This is a genomic window from Serratia sp. KG1D, from assembly GCF_037150675.1.
Classification (GTDB): domain Bacteria; phylum Pseudomonadota; class Gammaproteobacteria; order Enterobacterales; family Enterobacteriaceae; genus Serratia; species Serratia nematodiphila.
The window spans coordinates 24,563-39,376 of record NZ_JBAGIH010000001.1 but is presented as its reverse complement, the minus strand read 5'-3'; the positions used below and the strand labels follow the sequence as shown (position 1 = coordinate 39,376).

General features: G+C 61.1%; 15 protein-coding genes. 4 read left to right on the top strand and 11 right to left on the bottom strand.

Going from position 1 to position 14,814, the window contains the following annotated elements:
• Positions 1-15: 15 nt before the first annotated feature.
• The 5 genes from nqrE to WFM45_RS00180 are packed head-to-tail and all read right to left on the bottom strand — an operon-like array spanning position 16 to position 4,619.
• Positions 16-612, bottom strand: a complete 597-nt coding sequence (nqrE, locus tag WFM45_RS00200; protein ID WP_015376732.1) for an NADH:ubiquinone reductase (Na(+)-transporting) subunit E — start codon at positions 610-612, stop codon at positions 16-18.
• A gap of 6 nt (positions 613-618) precedes the next feature.
• Positions 619-1,248, bottom strand: a complete 630-nt coding sequence (locus WFM45_RS00195) for an NADH:ubiquinone reductase (Na(+)-transporting) subunit D (RefSeq protein WP_004930232.1) — start codon at positions 1,246-1,248, stop codon at positions 619-621.
• A complete protein-coding gene (locus tag WFM45_RS00190) occupies positions 1,241-2,035 on the bottom strand; it encodes a Na(+)-translocating NADH-quinone reductase subunit C (RefSeq protein ID WP_085058525.1) in 795 nt (264 codons plus the stop codon). The genes WFM45_RS00195 and WFM45_RS00190 overlap by 8 nt, the downstream gene beginning before the upstream one ends.
• Positions 2,025-3,266, bottom strand: coding sequence for an NADH:ubiquinone reductase (Na(+)-transporting) subunit B (locus WFM45_RS00185; RefSeq protein WP_015376730.1), 1,242 nt, complete (start codon positions 3,264-3,266; stop codon positions 2,025-2,027). The genes WFM45_RS00190 and WFM45_RS00185 overlap by 11 nt, the downstream gene beginning before the upstream one ends.
• Positions 3,267-3,269: 3 nt before the next feature.
• Complete coding sequence (locus tag WFM45_RS00180; RefSeq protein ID WP_033634100.1) at positions 3,270-4,619, bottom strand: Na(+)-translocating NADH-quinone reductase subunit A; 1,350 nt, start codon at positions 4,617-4,619, stop codon at positions 3,270-3,272.
• 554 nt (positions 4,620-5,173) lie between these two features.
• On the opposite strand from WFM45_RS00180, the gene dpaA reads away from it, so the two are divergent.
• Positions 5,174-5,944, top strand: coding sequence for a peptidoglycan meso-diaminopimelic acid protein amidase (gene dpaA / locus WFM45_RS00175; protein WP_004930225.1), 771 nt, complete (start codon positions 5,174-5,176; stop codon positions 5,942-5,944).
• On the opposite strand, the gene WFM45_RS00170 is transcribed toward dpaA, so the two are convergent.
• Positions 5,879-6,682: a class II glutamine amidotransferase gene (locus tag WFM45_RS00170; RefSeq protein WP_004930222.1), complete on the bottom strand. Its 804-nt coding sequence runs from the start codon at positions 6,680-6,682 to the stop codon at positions 5,879-5,881. The two genes, dpaA and WFM45_RS00170, sit on opposite strands and share 66 nt — an antisense overlap.
• 101 nt (positions 6,683-6,783) lie before the next feature.
• Complete coding sequence (gene lpcA / locus WFM45_RS00165; protein WP_004930220.1) at positions 6,784-7,365, bottom strand: D-sedoheptulose 7-phosphate isomerase; 582 nt, start codon at positions 7,363-7,365, stop codon at positions 6,784-6,786.
• A gap of 246 nt (positions 7,366-7,611) precedes the next feature.
• Here lpcA and fadE point away from each other — a divergent pair, with 246 nt between their 5' ends.
• Positions 7,612-10,068, top strand: a complete 2,457-nt coding sequence (gene fadE / locus WFM45_RS00160; RefSeq protein ID WP_044031891.1) for an acyl-CoA dehydrogenase FadE — start codon at positions 7,612-7,614, stop codon at positions 10,066-10,068.
• A 284-nt stretch (positions 10,069-10,352) separates the two neighbouring features.
• On the top strand, positions 10,353-10,505 hold the full coding sequence (locus WFM45_RS00155) for a Hok/Gef family protein (RefSeq protein WP_004930217.1): 153 nt from the start codon (positions 10,353-10,355) through the stop codon (positions 10,503-10,505).
• 73 nt (positions 10,506-10,578) lie between these two features.
• Here WFM45_RS00155 and mtnK read toward each other — a convergent pair whose 3' ends face one another.
• A complete protein-coding gene (gene mtnK / locus WFM45_RS00150) occupies positions 10,579-11,778 on the bottom strand; it encodes an S-methyl-5-thioribose kinase (RefSeq protein ID WP_033634102.1) in 1,200 nt (399 codons plus the stop codon).
• A 146-nt stretch (positions 11,779-11,924) separates the two neighbouring features.
• Here mtnK and mtnA point away from each other — a divergent pair, with 146 nt between their 5' ends.
• Positions 11,925-12,953 carry an S-methyl-5-thioribose-1-phosphate isomerase gene (gene mtnA / locus WFM45_RS00145; RefSeq protein WP_336953988.1) on the top strand — a complete coding sequence of 343 codons (1,029 nt, stop codon included), beginning with the start codon at positions 11,925-11,927 and terminating at the stop codon, positions 12,951-12,953.
• Positions 12,954-12,970: 17 nt separating this feature from the next.
• Here the strand turns inward: mtnA and WFM45_RS00140 are convergent, their stop codons facing one another.
• From WFM45_RS00140 to WFM45_RS00130, 3 genes are read right to left on the bottom strand one after another with little or no spacing between them, the layout of a single operon-like run.
• Positions 12,971-13,513, bottom strand: a complete 543-nt coding sequence (locus WFM45_RS00140; RefSeq protein ID WP_318160720.1) for a 1,2-dihydroxy-3-keto-5-methylthiopentene dioxygenase — start codon at positions 13,511-13,513, stop codon at positions 12,971-12,973.
• A complete protein-coding gene (gene mtnC, locus WFM45_RS00135) occupies positions 13,510-14,199 on the bottom strand; it encodes an acireductone synthase (RefSeq protein WP_021505012.1) in 690 nt (229 codons plus the stop codon). Before mtnC ends, WFM45_RS00140 begins: the two co-directional genes overlap by 4 nt.
• Positions 14,196-14,810 carry a methylthioribulose 1-phosphate dehydratase gene (locus WFM45_RS00130; RefSeq protein ID WP_033634104.1) on the bottom strand — a complete coding sequence of 205 codons (615 nt, stop codon included), beginning with the start codon at positions 14,808-14,810 and terminating at the stop codon, positions 14,196-14,198. Before WFM45_RS00130 ends, mtnC begins: the two co-directional genes overlap by 4 nt.
• Positions 14,811-14,814: the final 4 nt, after the last annotated feature.

Sequence of the window (14,814 nt, the reverse complement as noted above, 5' to 3'; positions counted from 1 at the left end):
AAATTCTTCCCGCCTTTACAACTGAACACCGGAGAAGGACATGAAGCCCAGCGCCATCAGTCCGGTGGTGATAAAGGTAATGCCCAGGCCGCGCAGCCCTGCCGGCACGTTGGCATACTTGAGTTTTTCGCGGATCCCCGCCATGGCGACGATCGCCAGCATCCAGCCGGTGCCGGAACCGATGCCGTACACCACCGATTCGGCGAAGTTGTAGTCGCGCTGCACCATGAAGGACACGCCGCCGAAGATGGCGCAGTTCACGGTGATGAGCGGCAGGAAGATGCCGAGCGCGTTATACAGCGACGGGAAGAAGCGATCGAGGATCATCTCCAGAATCTGCACCAGCGCCGCGATCACGCCGATGAAGGTGATGAAGTTGAGGAAGCTCAGATCGACGCCTTCCACCAGCGCACCGTCGCGCAGGATCAGGTTGTAGACCAGGTTGTTCACCGGCACCGAAATGCCGAGCACGATGGTCACCGCGATGCCCAAGCCAAAGGCGGTCGAGACCTTCTTCGACACCGCCAGGAAGGTACACATCCCGAGGAAGAACGCCAGCGCCATGTTCTCGACGAACACCGCGCGCACAAACAGGCTGATATAGTGTTCCATCGGCCTTTACTCCTTTTCGATCTGCGCCGGCTTCAGAGTGCGCAGCACCCAGATCAGCAGGCCGATGATGAAGAACGCGCTCGGCGCCAGCAGGAACAGGCCGTTCGGCTGATACCAGCCGCCGTTCTGCACCGTTTCCAACACCGGTACGCCAAACAGCTTACCGGAGCCGATCAGCTCGCGCAGGAAACCGACCAGCACCAGGATCACCCCGTAGCCCAGCCCGTTGCCGATACCATCCATAAAGCTCTCGATCGGCGGCGACTTCATGGCGTAGGCCTCGGCGCGCCCCATCACGATGCAGTTGGTGATGATAAGGCCGACGAACACCGACAGCTGCTTGGAGATCTCGAACGCATAGGCGCGCAGCAACTGATCGACCACGATCACCAGCGAGGCGATGATCGCCATCTGCACGATGATGCGCACGCTGTTGGGAATATGGTGACGGATCAGCGAGATGAAGAAGCTGGAGAACGCGGTCACCAGCGTCACCGCAATGGTCATCACCACCGCCGTCTCCAGCTTGGTGGTCACCGCCAGCGCCGAACAGACGCCCAGCACCTGCAGGGCGATCGGGTTATTGTCGAACAGCGGCCCCAGCAGGACCCGCTTTATTTCTTTGGAATCAGCCATTTTTCAGCGCTCCTTCACGAACTTTTTTCAGGAACGGGCCGAAGCCGTGCTCGCCCAACCAGAAATCAAACGTATGCTGCACGCCGTTGGAGGTCAGCGTGGCGCCGGACAGGCCATCCACCCCGTGTACGTCCCCCTGACGCGCACCGCCTTTCACCACGCGGAGCGCCGGCTGGCCGTTGTCGTCGAACAGCTGCTTGCCGACCCACTGCTGGCGCCAGGACGGGTTCTCGACCTCACCGCCCAGCCCCGGGGTTTCCCCCTGGTCGTAGTAGGTGATGCCCTTGACCGTATTGCCATCGTTATCCAGCGCCACGAAGGCGTACATCATCGACCACAGGCCGGTGCCGTATACCGGCAGTACAATCTTGTTCACCTGGCCGCTTTCATCGCGCACCAGATAGATTTCCGCCTGGTTGCTGCGGCGCTTGATGCCGGCCGGATCGTCGCCCGCCGCCAGCGCCACGCTTTTGGCGTCGTCGCGCAGCGCGGCGCCCAGATCGAACGCCGCCGCTTTGCCGGCGACAAACTCGCCGCTGTTCAGATCCACCAGGCGCGGTTCGATGCGCTCGCTGTACAGGCGCTTGACCTGCTCGCTCTCCATTTTCGGCTGCAACAGGCCGGCTACGTCGAGAATATTACGCTGCTTGTCGAGCAGCTTTTGCTCCTGCTGTTTGGACTTCAGGCCGACGGCGGAGCCCGCCACCACCACTGAACACACCAGACACAGCAGCAGCACTACCAGCAGCGTTTTACCGATGCCGTCATTTTTCGCTTCATTCGCCACGGGCTTTTCTCCGCTTGATGTTGGCCTGCACCACCAGGTAATCGAACAGCGGCGCGAACAGGTTGGCGAACAGGATCGCCAGCATCATGCCTTCCGGATAGGCGGGGTTGACCACCCTAATCAGCACGCACATCACGCCAATCAGAATGCCGTACCACCATTTCCCCTTATTGGTGAAGGAGGCGGAAACCGGGTCGGTCGCCATAAAGATCATGCCGAAGGCGAAGCCGCCCAGCACCAGATGCCAGTACCACGGCATGGCGAACATCGGGTTGGTATCGGAACCGATGGCGTTGAACAGCATGGCGGAAGCCACCATGCCGAGCATTACCCCGGCGACGATGCGCCAGGAGGCCACGCGGCCGAACAGGATAATCGCCCCGCCGATCAGGATCATCAGCGTGGACACCTCACCGATCGAGCCGGGAATGTTGCCGAGGAAAGCGTCCATCCAGCTGATGGACTGGCCGGTGGCTACGTTGCTCAGACTGTGCGCCCCGCCCGCGCTCCACTGCGCCAGCGGCGTCGCGCCGGAGAAACCGTCCGCGGAAGTCCACACCAGATCGCCGGAGATCTGCGCCGGATAGGCGAAGAACAGGAAGGCGCGGCCGGCCAGCGCCGGGTTGAGGAAGTTGCGCCCGGTGCCGCCGAAGATCTCTTTGGCCACCACCACGCCGAAGGTGATGCCCAGCGCGGCCTGCCACAGCGGCAGGGTCGGCGGCACGATCAGCGCGAACAGGATAGAGGTGACAAAGAAACCTTCGTTGACCTCATGCTTGCGGATAATGGCGAACAGCACTTCCCAGAAGCCGCCGACGACGAACACCACGGCGTAGATCGGCAGGAAGTAACAGGCGCCCAGCACCATTTTGCTGACCCAGCCGGCGTCGGCCGCCAGCGAGGCGCCGAGCCACTGCGCCAGGCGATAATGCCAGTCGCCCGCCAACACCTGTTGCAGCGCGTCGCCGCTGTACAGATGGTGCAGCGCCGGGATCGCCTGCTGGCCGACGTTGTACATGCCCCAGAACATCGCCGGGAACACCGCCAGCCACACCAGGATCATCATGCGTTTCAAATCGATGGCGTCGCGCACGTGCGAAGCGCCGCGCGTCACCGTGCCGGGGGTGTAAAACACCGTGGTGGTCGCTTCATACAGCGGGTACCACTTTTCCAGTTTGCCGCCCGGCGTGAAGTGATGCTCTATCTTCTCGAAATAATTCTTCAGGCCCATCGGTTATCCTTCCTGCTCAATCTTGGTCAGCACCTCGCGCAGCACCGGCGCGTACTCATACTTGCCGGGGCAAACGAAGGTGCACAGCGCCAGATCTTCCTCGTCCAGCTCCAGACAACCCAGCGCCTGCGCGCTGTCGCTGTCGCCCGCCAGCAGATCGCGCAGCAGCAGCGTCGGCAAAATATCCAGCGGCATCACCCGCTCGTAGTTGCCGATCGGCACCATGGCGCGCTCGCCGCCGTTGGTGGTGGTTGAGAAGGCGAACAGTTTGTTCTTCAGGAAGTGGCCCAGCGTGGTGCGGGTAATGGAAAACTTGTTCGGCGAGGGCACGATCCAACCGAACAGCTCTTTGTCGCGCCCTTCTTCCAGCACCGACACCTGCGAGTGGAAGCGGCCGAGCCAGGCGTTCGGCCCGGCGGCGTGCATGCCGTTCAGCACCGAACCGGAGATCACCCGATTCTCGCCGCCTTTCAGGCGGCCGGCGGTCAGCTCATCGAGGCTGGCCCCCAGGCGGGTGCGCAGCAGCGCCGGCTGCGCCACCTGCGGCCCGGCCAGCGCCACCACACGGCGGGTATCGAGCTTGCCGGTGGTGAACAGCGTGCCGATGGCGATCACGTCCTGGTAACCGATGTGCCAAACGGTTTTCTTCAGGCTGACCGGTTCAAGGAAGTGAATGTGGGTGCCCGCCAGCCCGGCGGGATGCGGGCCGGCAAATTCGCTGTAGGCGATCTGCGGGCCGCTCTGCTGGCCAACCGAGGCGCCGGCGGCATGGCACACGTGCACCTTGCCCGCCGTCAGGCGCGCCAGCACCACCAGCCCGGCGTTGAACGCCGCCTGCTGTTCGGCGATGATCACCTGCGGATCGGCGGCCAACGGTTGGGTATCCATCGCGGTGACGAAAATGGCGCGCGGCTCGCTGCCGGGGCTCGGCGTTTTGCTGAACGGGCGGGTGCGCAGCGCGGTCCACAGGCCGCTGGCGATCAGTTCGCTTTCGACCTGTTCGCGCGGCAGCTGGCTCAGTTCACCCAGCGGGTAGTGCGCGAACTCGAGCTGATCGTCACCGCCGTTTTCCAGCGCAATCACCACCGATTGCAATACGCGCCGCTCGCCGCGGTTAATCGCGGCGATGCGGCCGCTGGCGGGTGCCGTGAAGAAAACCCCGGGGTTTTTCTTGTCTTCGAACAACGCCTGGCCTTTCTTAACGGTATCGCCTTCCTGCACCAGCATGGAGGGGCGCATTCCGACATACTCTTCCCCAAGCAGGGCGACATGCTGAATGTTCGGGCCATCTTGGATCGCCTGAACCGGAACCCCGGCTATCGGCAGATCTAACCCTTTTCTGATCTTAATCATAGGATTTATACGATGTAGTTTGGTTTACACGTCTGCCCGGCCCCAGAGGCGGGTGCGGACGATGCCAGGATTGCCGGGCAGTGCGCACGACGGCACGCCCAACATGAACTTTCTCGCAGTGAATATATGGGGTAACGCGCATTCCCTTGATTCCCCCCTCTCCGTTATTTGCGTGACAATCGATGTGTTAACGGCCTGTAGCCAAATAACCACCGAAACGGCCGGGTTATATGCCATAACCCCCGCCGCTTCAATCGCTACCGCGCGTTAAATTGAAGAGAGAATATTAACATTGTTCGCAACATTGTTCTGCGTTCCGTCGTGACTTGGGTCAAGCAAACGCAATTAAATTTCGCCTGTTTTTCACTACTTATCGTTAAAATCTGCCGGTCATTTCACTTTTATCGAGCTTTGTCGTTTTTTTATACATATCACGTATTGCTAAAAATAAACGCGCTGGTAATCTGGCGGTGTTTTGCAGCAGTAAAAACAATAATCAGTGGCATGCTGGCCAGGTTGATTGCGCCGGCAGATAAATATAAGCAGGAATTATAATGAGCAAAATCGCGCTGTTGTTTGCGATGCTTGTTTCTATGCCGATGATCACGGCCTGCAGCGCCAGCGAGCAGGTACCCGAAGCGCCGGTAGTTAAACAGCAATTATTGGGTTCGCCGGTCTATATTCAGATCTTCAAAGAGGAACGCAAGCTGGAATTGTATGCCAGAATGGGCAATGAATTCCGCCTGGTCAACACGTTCCCGATCTGTAATTTCTCCGGCGGGCTGGGTCCTAAACGTCGTGAAGGCGACTTTAAAAGTCCTGAAGGCTTTTATAGCGTTGACGCGCGCCATCTGAAACCCGACAGCAAGTATTATCGGGCGATCAATATCGGTTTCCCTAACGATTACGATAAGTCGCAGGGCTATTCCGGCGCTTATCTGATGATCCACGGCGAATGTAAATCGATCGGCTGTTACGCGATGACCAACACCTATATGGATGAGATCTATCGCTACGTCGAAGCCGCCTTCGCCTATGGCCAAAGCCGCGTCGACATCAGCATCTACCCGTTCCGCATGACCGAACAGAACCTGAAACGCCATGCGTCATCCAGCTATATCGCCTTCTGGCGCCAGCTGAAGCCGGGCTACGATTACTTCGCGAAGAACCGCCAACCGCCGACAATGGGCGTGGTCAATGGCCAGTACGTCTTGGGCCAACCGCTGATGAGCAGCGGCGGCATGATGACGCAGTACGCGTCAGCCAGCCCGACGCCCAACACCAACCCCTTCGCTCAGAACAAGCCGCTCACCGAAGTGAAATAACGCGAACTCGCCTGGCTCAATCTTGTGCCAGGTTTCGTTGGCGGTCAGCGGTTGGGTGGCAATCACCGTGACCACATCGTTCGGTGTGGTCTGTTGCTGAAAATCAATCTCCACGTCCTGATCAAGCAACGTCGCCTTGCCGAACGGCGCGCGGCGCGTGATCCAATACAGGTTGGTGGAACAATACGCCATCACGAAGCGCCCGTCCGACAACAGCATATTGAATACCCCTTTCTTGCGCAGCTGGCTCGCCAACAGGCCAATGTAGCGGAATACCGCCGGCCACTGGCTCGGGGTGCGCGGATATTTCAGCGCCAGCTGGTGCAGCAGCCAGCAGAACGCGTATTCGCTGTCGGTCTGGCCGACCGGGCGGAACGTGCCGGTATCCAGCTGGCGATAGCCTTTCAATTGGCCGTTGTGCGCATAGGTCCAGTTGCGGCCCCACAGTTCACGGGTGAACGGATGGGTGTTTTCCAACGCCACTTCGCCGCGGTTGGCCTGGCGAATATGGGACACCACCGCGCAAGACTTGATCGGGTAGTCCTGCACCAGGCGGGCGATCGGCGAGTTGAAGCTCGGCTGCGGATCCTTGAATGTACGGCAGCCGTTCCCTTCATAGAAGGTAATGCCCCAGCCATCCTTATGCGGCCCGGTGCGGCCGCCGCGCTGTACCAGGCCGGTAAAGCTGAAGCAGATATCGGTCGGTACGTTTGCGCTCATCCCGAGCAGTTCACACATCGCCAGCACTCCTTAACCACACTGACACAGGCTGTGCGGGCACGGCATACATGCGGCGCCCGCAGTCTTATTCATGGGGAGCCGCAGCCCCCCGAAGGCTATTACGCCTTAACCATCTCTTTTTCGATCAGCTGAATCAAGATGTGAATCGCTTTAATATGGATTTCCTGAATGCGATCGGCGTAACCGAAGTGCGGCACGCGAATTTCCACATCGGCGGAACCCGCCATCTTGCCGCCGTCCTTGCCGGTCAGGGTGATCACTTTCATCCCCTTGGCACGCGCCGCGTCGATAGCCTTGATGATGTTGCCGGAGTTGCCGGAGGTGGAAATGCCCAGCAGCACGTCGCCTTCGCGGCCCACCGCTTCCACATAGCGCGAGAACACATACTCATAGCCGAAGTCGTTGCTGACGCAGGACAGGTGGCTCACGTCCGAGATGGCAATCGCCGGGTAGCCCGGGCGGTTTTCGCGGTAGCGGCCGGTCAGCTCTTCGGCGAAATGCATCGCGTCGCAATGGGAACCGCCGTTGCCGCAGGAAATCACTTTACCGCCGGCTTTGAAGGAATCCGCCAGCAGCACCGCCGCGCGTTGGATGGCGTCGATGTTGGCGTCGTCATTGATAAATTTCGCCAGGGTATCAGCCGCTTCGTTCAGTTCACTGCGAATAAGGTCGTGGTACATGAGGAACCTCTTGTTATCGTCAAATCTTCCGCTCCGCAGTGTACCGGATCGCGGAAACAGCGAGAAGCATTCTCAGCCAAACAGCGCGCCGGTTAAGGAAGCGGAGAGGTTTTTGATGATTGGTGCTGTCAGTTTGTGACCTGAGTTGTAATTAAACTGTAAACGCATTGATAAAAATTCTGCCTTGTACTAAAACCTATTACATACACACAACAGGTCAGACCTCTTACTACTTCGGAGCTTCTTATGATGGTTCTTAGTATTGTCGTTTTACTGGCGCTCCTCGGCGTGGTGTTCTACCACCGAGTGAACCTTACCCTCAGCAGCCTGATCCTGGTGGCGTACACCGCCGCCATGGGCGCGATCGGCCTGTGGAGCTTCTGGCTGTTGCTGCCGCTGGCGATCGTGCTGCTGCCGCTGAACCTTTCCTCTGTGCGTCGCTCTCTGCTCTCCGCGCCGGCGCTGCGCGCCTTCCGCAAGGTGATGCCGCCGATGTCCACCACCGAGAAGGAAGCGATCGACGCGGGCACCACCTGGTGGGAAGGCGATCTGTTCCGCGGTGCGCCGGACTGGAACAAGCTGCACAGCTACCCGAAACCGCGCCTGACGGAAGAAGAGCAGGCGTTTATCGACGGCCCGGTGGAAGAAGCCTGCCGCATGGCCAACGACTTCCAGATCACCCATGAACTGGCCGATCTGCCGCCTGAACTCTGGGCGTACCTGAAAGAACACCGTTTCTTCGCGATGATCATCAAGAAAGAGTACGGCGGCCTGGAATTCTCCCCTTACGCTCAGGCGATGGTGCTGCAAAAACTGGCCGGCGTTTCCGGCATCCTGGCGATCACCGTCGGCGTGCCAAACTCCCTCGGCCCGGGCGAACTGCTGCAGCACTACGGTACCGAAGAACAGAAAAACCACTACCTGCCGGGCCTGGCGCGCGGCGACGAAATCCCTTGCTTCGCGCTGACCAGCCCGGAAGCGGGTTCCGATGCCGGCGCGATCCCGGACGTGGGCACCGTGTGCATGGGCGAATGGCAAGGCAAGCAGGTGCTGGGCATGCGCCTGACCTGGAACAAGCGCTACATCACGCTGGCGCCGGTCGCCACCGTGCTGGGTTTGGCATTCAAACTGCATGACCCGAACCGCCTGCTGAGCGACAACGAATCCCCGGGCATCACCTGTGCGCTGATCCCAACCAGCACGCCGGGCGTGGAAATCGGCAACCGCCACTTCCCGCTGAACGTGCCGTTCCAGAACGGCCCGACCCGCGGCACCGACGTGTTCGTGCCGATCGATTACATCATCGGCGGCCCGAAAATGGCCGGCCAGGGCTGGCGCATGCTGGTTGAATGCCTGTCGGTCGGTCGCGGCATCACCCTGCCGTCCAACTCCACCGGCAGCCTGAAATCCATCGCCCTGGCGACCGGCGCCTACGCGCACATTCGCCGTCAGTTCAAAATCTCCATCGGCAAGATGGAGGGGATCGAAGAGCCGTTGGCGCGCATCGCCGGCAACACCTATGTGATGGACGCCGCCGCTTCGCTGATCACCTATGCACTGGTGCAGGGCGAGAAACCGGCCGTGCTGTCGGCCATCGTCAAATACCACTGTACGCACCGCGGCCAGCAGTCGATCGTTGACGCCATGGACATCGCCGGCGGTAAAGGCATCATGCTGGGCGAATCCAACTTCCTGGCTCGTGCTTATCAGGGCGCACCGATCGCCATCACGGTGGAAGGCGCGAACATCCTGACCCGCACCATGATGATCTTCGGCCAGGGCGCGATCCGCTGCCATCCTTATGTGCTGGATGAAATGGCGGCGGCGCAGAACAACGATCTGAACGCCTTCGATAAATCGCTGTTCGGCCACCTGGGCCACGTCGGCAGCAACAAGGTACGCAGCTTCTGGCTGGGCCTGACCAACGGCCGCACCAGCGCCACGCCGACCAAGGACGCGACCCGTCGTTACTATCAGCAGTTGAACCGCCTGAGCGCCAACCTGGCGTTGCTGTCGGACGTTTCCATGGGCGTGCTGGGCGGCAGCCTGAAGCGCCGCGAGCGCATCTCCGCTCGCCTGGGGGATATCCTCAGCCAGATGTACCTGGCTTCCGCCGTGCTGAAACGCTTTGACGACGAAGGCCGTCAGAAAGAAGATCTGCCGCTGGTGCATTGGGGCGTGCAAGACAGCCTGCATAAAGCCGAACAGGCGCTGGATGATCTGCTGCGCAACTTCCCGAACCGCTTTATCGCCGGCGCGCTGCGCTTCGTGGTCTTCCCGTTCGGCCGCGTGCATACCGCACCGTCCGATCGCCTGGATCATCAGTTGGCCAAGATCCTGCAGGTGCCTTCCGCCACCCGCAGCCGTCTGGGGCGCGGCCAGTACCTGACGCCGAGCGAGCATAACCCAATCGGCCTGCTGGAAGCGGCGCTGGCCGACGTGATGGCCGCCGAGCCGATTCACGAACGCCTGTGCAAGGCGGTCGGCAAAAACCTGCCGTTCACCCGTCTGGATCGTTTGGCGGAACGCGCGCTGGAAGAAGGCAAGATCAGCGCCGACGAGGCGAAGATCCTGGTGAAAGCCGAAGAGAGCCGCCTGCGCTCCATCAACGTGGACGACTTTGCGCCGGATGCGCTGGCGGCCGCCAAGCCGGAAAAGCCGGCGGCGCAGTCTAAGCGCCAGCAGCAGACCGAAGCGGCTTAAGGTTCACTTCACGTATCCAAGGGGCGATCATCATCGCCCCTTTTTCTTTTGCTTTCATGACAAACTGCGCACCGCGCCGCAGGTTGGCGCAACGGCGGATTTAACGGGAAGGAAGTTCGGGTAGACTGCGCCGCGGGTGCTCTGGATCTTTCTGTCCGGCGCCTTGGCAAAGGAGAGAAAGAGAAAGGCCCCGAGTCGATATTATCAACCCGAGGCCACTCTGATGCCTAGCAACATCAGGTTAGCCTCTTACCCGCCGCAAGGCAAGGATAGGGAGGTCAAAAATGCAGCAAAAACGGGTCGTGCTTAAACTGGTGATCGTCTGTATGACGCTGATCGCGTTCATCTGGCTCACCCGCGGTTCGCTGTGCGAACTGCGCATCAGGTTGGGAGACTCGGAGGTTGCGGCCACTTTGGCTTACGAATCCGAACGGTAAGGCAACCCAACGGCGGGGTTCGCCCCGCCCGTTGGCTGATGATGTCAGGCAGGATCCACGAGCACCCGCCTTTTCAGCCTTGCTGACGAATACGCGCCAACAGCGCATCGATATGCTCGATCTGCGGCGCATTGACGATCAGCGTGCGCCCCAAGCCCAGCGCATGACGCTGACAGCCGAGGCGCATGTCGGCGTCGGCGATGCTGTCCAGATCGGCGACGTGCGCCAGGCCGATAGTACGCCGAATCAGCTCGGTACCGCAGTACCCTATCGCATCAGTCCAGACCTGCAGCAGGAACTGCTCGGCGTAACCCGGCGTCGCCAGCGCCGCATCGCGGCTTTGCTGATGGCACAGCGCCAGGAAACGATCGGCAAAGATCAGCCACAGCTCGCGCACATCCTGCAGACGCTGCTCGCGCCCGGCGGCGGCGTCGCGCGGCCCGAACAGCCCAGGCTGGCCGCAATAGTTGAGCAGCAGGTTGCCTAACGCAGTGCCGACATCAAAACCGATCGGGCCGTAGAAACCGAATTCAGCGTCGATCGCTTTCAATCGCCCTTCCGCCACGAAGATCGAACCGCTGTGGATATCCCCATGCAACAACGCCTCCGCCTTGCTGAGGAAGCGGTGTTTCAGGCCGGCGACCGCCAGCTTCAGCGGCGCATCCTCACGCAGCGCCTGCACCTGCGGCAACAGCGCCGCCTCGAACTGATTGCGCTCATGGTCGATATAGGGATCGGTAAAGAACAGATCTTCGGTGATCTGGCACAGCTCGGGGTTGGTGAAGCGGCTGACTTCCGCCTTTTTCTGCTGCGCCGGCTGATAAAAATCGGAGGTGTGAAACAACGTCTGCGCCAGGTATTCCGCCAACTGCCCGGCCGCCAGCGGATGATAGTTCCCCTGCACCAGTTCACTGCGCCAGATGCGATGATCGGAGAGATCTTCCTGCACCATCACCGCCAACTCGGGATCGTGATGCAAGACTTTTACCGTATGCCGCGGGCAGAAACCGCCGTGGATCAACAGCGTTTCCGCTTCGATGCGCGCCCGATCCAACGTCAGCGGCCAGGATTCGCCCACGCAGCGCACGTAGGGCAGCGCCTGTTTGACGATCACCCGGCTCACGCCTTCGCGATCGCGGATCTTGAACACCAGGTTCAGGTTGCCGTCGCCGATCTCGTCGGCGCTGACCAGCGCCTGCGGATCGGCCACCTGCCCGTATTGGCGGGCGTATTCAACGGCATCGGCAGCCGTAAACGTACGATAAAGCGACATTCCCCAACCCCTCTGTTCTCTCTCGCTGCCCCCAGCGATTCTGTTTATTTAGACGTAAAAGCATTTGGACGTCTATACATCTGGAAGTCATGTTGGCAGAATAGCGTTTCAGATGCAATAACCTCGCAACAAGGAATTAACCGCCGATGCAAGCGCTTAACACCACCAGTTTGACCCTGCAGGACAACCGCCTTTGGATCCTCGATCAGCAAGCCCTGCCGCAGGAAAAGCGGTGGCGCGCTTGCGACAGCGTGGAGGAGTTGGTCGGGCACATTCACAGCCTGCGGGTGCGCGGCGCACCGCTGCTCGGGCTGTCCGCCAGCCTGTTGTTGGCGCTGCTGGCGGAACGCGGTCTGACGCGCGCCGAGCTGGAGCAGGCGCTGCACACGCTGCGCGCCGCCCGCCCGACGGCGGTTAACCTGATGAACAATCTGGATCGCATGAAGCTGGCGCTGGCGGAGCCTGACTGGGCGCCGGCGATGGTGAACGAAGCGCTGCGGTTGGTGGAGGAAGATCGCCTGCTGTGCGATCGCATCGCCGATCGCGGCGCTGGTCTGGTCAAGCCCGGCAGCCGCCTGCTGACCCACTGCAATACCGGCGGGTTGGCCACCGCCGGCGTCGGCACCGCCATCGGCGTGCTGCTGCGCGCCCACCAGCAGGGCAAGGTGCAACAGGTATGGGTCGATGAAACCCGGCCGCTGCTGCAGGGCGGCCGTCTGACCGCCTGGGAACTGGGCGAGCTGGGCATTCCCTATCGCCTGATCTGCGATTCGATGGCCGCCAGCCTGATGGCGCAGGGCCAGGTCGATGCGGTGTGGGTCGGCGCGGATCGCATCGCCGCCAACGGCGACGTCGCCAACAAGATTGGCACTTACAGCCTGGCGGTGCTGGCGCACTACCATGGCATTCCATTCTACGTGGCCGCCCCGCACACCACCCACGATCCGCACTGTCCGGACGGCGCCGCCATCCCGATCGAGCAGCGAGCAGCAGCCGAAGTCACCGGCGTTTCAGGCAGCTTCGGCGCCTGCCAGTGGGCGCCGGCCGAGGCGCCGGTCTACAATCCGGCGTTCGACGTCACGCCGGCAAAACTCATCAGCGGGTGGGTGTTCGACAGCGGCGTGATCACGCCGCAACAGGTTGAAGCGGGGATTTTCCGGCGGACGCTGGGTTAACGCCCGCCGGTTAACGATCAGTCCAGACGCGGATAGGCATCGGCGATCTTGTCGCCGGTGAAATGCGCCACCCAGCCTTCCGGGTTGTCGAACACCCGGATCGCGGTAAAGTGCGGCGCCGAGCCCATATCGAACCAGTGGCGGGTGTTGGCCGGCACTGAGATCAGATCGTTCTTTTCGCACAGGATCTGGAAGATCTTGCCGTCCAGATGCAGGCAAAACAGCCCCGCCCCTTCAACGAAAAAGCGCACTTCATCTTCGCCGTGCGTATGTTCGGACAGGAATTTTTCACGCAGCGCCTGGCGCTGTTCGTGGTCCGGTCGCATGCTGATCACGTCCCAGCTCTGGTAGCCCTTTTCCGCCACCAGCCGGTCGATCTCATGCTGGTAGGCGGCGATCACCGCCTCCGGCTGCGGATTGTCGCCCAGCTCGCGATCCGCCTGCCAACGCTCAAAGCGCACGCCGATCTGCGCCAGCTGGCGCTGGATTTCCTGCGCGTCGCGGCTCTGCCACAGCGGCTGCGGCGGCGCTGTATCACTGAAAATGGTCAATCCACTCATGAGACAAACTCCCCTAAATCGATGTGATCAAAACGGCTGACCTGTGGATGCCGGCTTTGTGCGTCCGCCTCATCGCGGATCAGCTGGCAGGTATGCCAGCCGGCGGCCTGCGCCGCGTCCAGCTCCTGGTGGATATCGGACAGGAACAGCAGTTCGTCGGGCGCGATGCCGATAGCCTGCGCAATGTTGCGGTACGACGCGGTTTCACGCTTGGCGCCGACGTGCGTGTCGAAATAGCCGCTAAACAGCGGCTGCAGATCGCCGGCGTCGCTGTGGCCGAACAGCAGCTTCTGCGCCTCCACCGAACCGGAGGAATAGACGTAAAGCTGCAGCCCCTGACGCTGCCAGGCGGCCAGCTGCCCCGCGACCTCCGGGTACAGATGCCCGCGGAAATCCCCTTCGCGATAGCCGCTACGCCAGATGATGCCCTGCAACGCCTTGAGCGCGGTGGATTTGCGGTCTTCATCCATAAAGCGGTACAGCGCGGCGATCAGCGCGTCGAGATCCGCCTGTGGCTGGTCAATTTCAGCGCGCAGCGCCGCCAGCGGCGCGGCGACTTCGCTCTCCGTGGCGTGACGGCGAACAAAATCCGCCAGCCGTTCACGGGCATAGGGAAACAGCACCTGATGCACGAAGCGAATATCGCTGGTGGTGCCTTCAATATCGGTCACGATAGCGCGGATCATTTCGCCTCCAGCAAACGACGTTGCAGTTCACACTGGAACAGGAATTCCAGCCCTTCGAGATGGCGGCGGGCTTCCGCCACCTGGCTTCCCCAGCAATAGAGACCGTGGCCGCGCACCAGAAAACCGTACTGCAGCGGCGTGACCTCGGCATAGGCCGCCACGCGCGCCGCCAGCCGGGGGATGTCCTGATCGTTATCGAAAATGGGAATCGCCACGCTGTCCAGGTGGCTGCGCTGGCCAGCGAGCGACTTTTGCATTTCGTACCCCTGCAGCACCAACGCATCGCCGCGTTCCACCCGCGACAACACGGTGGCGTTGACGGAATGGGTATGCAGCACCGCGCCAAGGTGCGGGTACAAGCGATAGAGCAGCGTATGCAGCCCGGTTTCCGCCGATGGCGTACGGCCGCTCGGCACGTGATTGTCAGCAATATCCACCCGCAGAAAATCGGCGGCGCTCAGGCTGCCTTTGTCTTTGCCGGATTCGGTGACCAGGCACTGGCGTTCGTCGAGGCGCAACGACATGTTGCCGCCGGTCGCCGGACACCAGCCTTTGTCGCCAATCCAGTGGCAGACCGCCAGTAATGCGGTAAGTTGCGGATTCTCCGTCATTGTT

What these genes read in the sequence shown, in the direction of transcription:
- nqrE (WP_015376732.1), bottom strand. Translation starts at nt 612, where the DNA reads ATGGAACACTATATCAGCCTGTTTGTGCGCGCGGTGTTCGTCGAGAAC.
- WFM45_RS00195 (WP_004930232.1), bottom strand. Translation starts at nt 1,248, where the DNA reads ATGGCTGATTCCAAAGAAATAAAGCGGGTCCTGCTGGGGCCGCTGTTC.
- WFM45_RS00185 (WP_015376730.1), bottom strand. Translation starts at nt 3,266, where the DNA reads ATGGGCCTGAAGAATTATTTCGAGAAGATAGAGCATCACTTCACGCCG.
- WFM45_RS00180 (WP_033634100.1), bottom strand. Translation starts at nt 4,619, where the DNA reads ATGATTAAGATCAGAAAAGGGTTAGATCTGCCGATAGCCGGGGTTCCG.
- dpaA (WP_004930225.1), top strand. Translation starts at nt 5,174, where the DNA reads ATGAGCAAAATCGCGCTGTTGTTTGCGATGCTTGTTTCTATGCCGATG.
- WFM45_RS00170 (WP_004930222.1), bottom strand. Translation starts at nt 6,682, where the DNA reads ATGTGTGAACTGCTCGGGATGAGCGCAAACGTACCGACCGATATCTGC.
- lpcA (WP_004930220.1), bottom strand. Translation starts at nt 7,365, where the DNA reads ATGTACCACGACCTTATTCGCAGTGAACTGAACGAAGCGGCTGATACC.
- fadE (WP_044031891.1), top strand. Translation starts at nt 7,612, where the DNA reads ATGATGGTTCTTAGTATTGTCGTTTTACTGGCGCTCCTCGGCGTGGTG.
- WFM45_RS00155 (WP_004930217.1), top strand. Translation starts at nt 10,353, where the DNA reads ATGCAGCAAAAACGGGTCGTGCTTAAACTGGTGATCGTCTGTATGACG.
- mtnK (WP_033634102.1), bottom strand. Translation starts at nt 11,778, where the DNA reads ATGTCGCTTTATCGTACGTTTACGGCTGCCGATGCCGTTGAATACGCC.
- mtnA (WP_336953988.1), top strand. Translation starts at nt 11,925, where the DNA reads ATGCAAGCGCTTAACACCACCAGTTTGACCCTGCAGGACAACCGCCTT.
- WFM45_RS00140 (WP_318160720.1), bottom strand. Translation starts at nt 13,513, where the DNA reads ATGAGTGGATTGACCATTTTCAGTGATACAGCGCCGCCGCAGCCGCTG.
- mtnC (WP_021505012.1), bottom strand. Translation starts at nt 14,199, where the DNA reads ATGATCCGCGCTATCGTGACCGATATTGAAGGCACCACCAGCGATATT.
- WFM45_RS00130 (WP_033634104.1), bottom strand. Translation starts at nt 14,810, where the DNA reads ATGACGGAGAATCCGCAACTTACCGCATTACTGGCGGTCTGCCACTGG.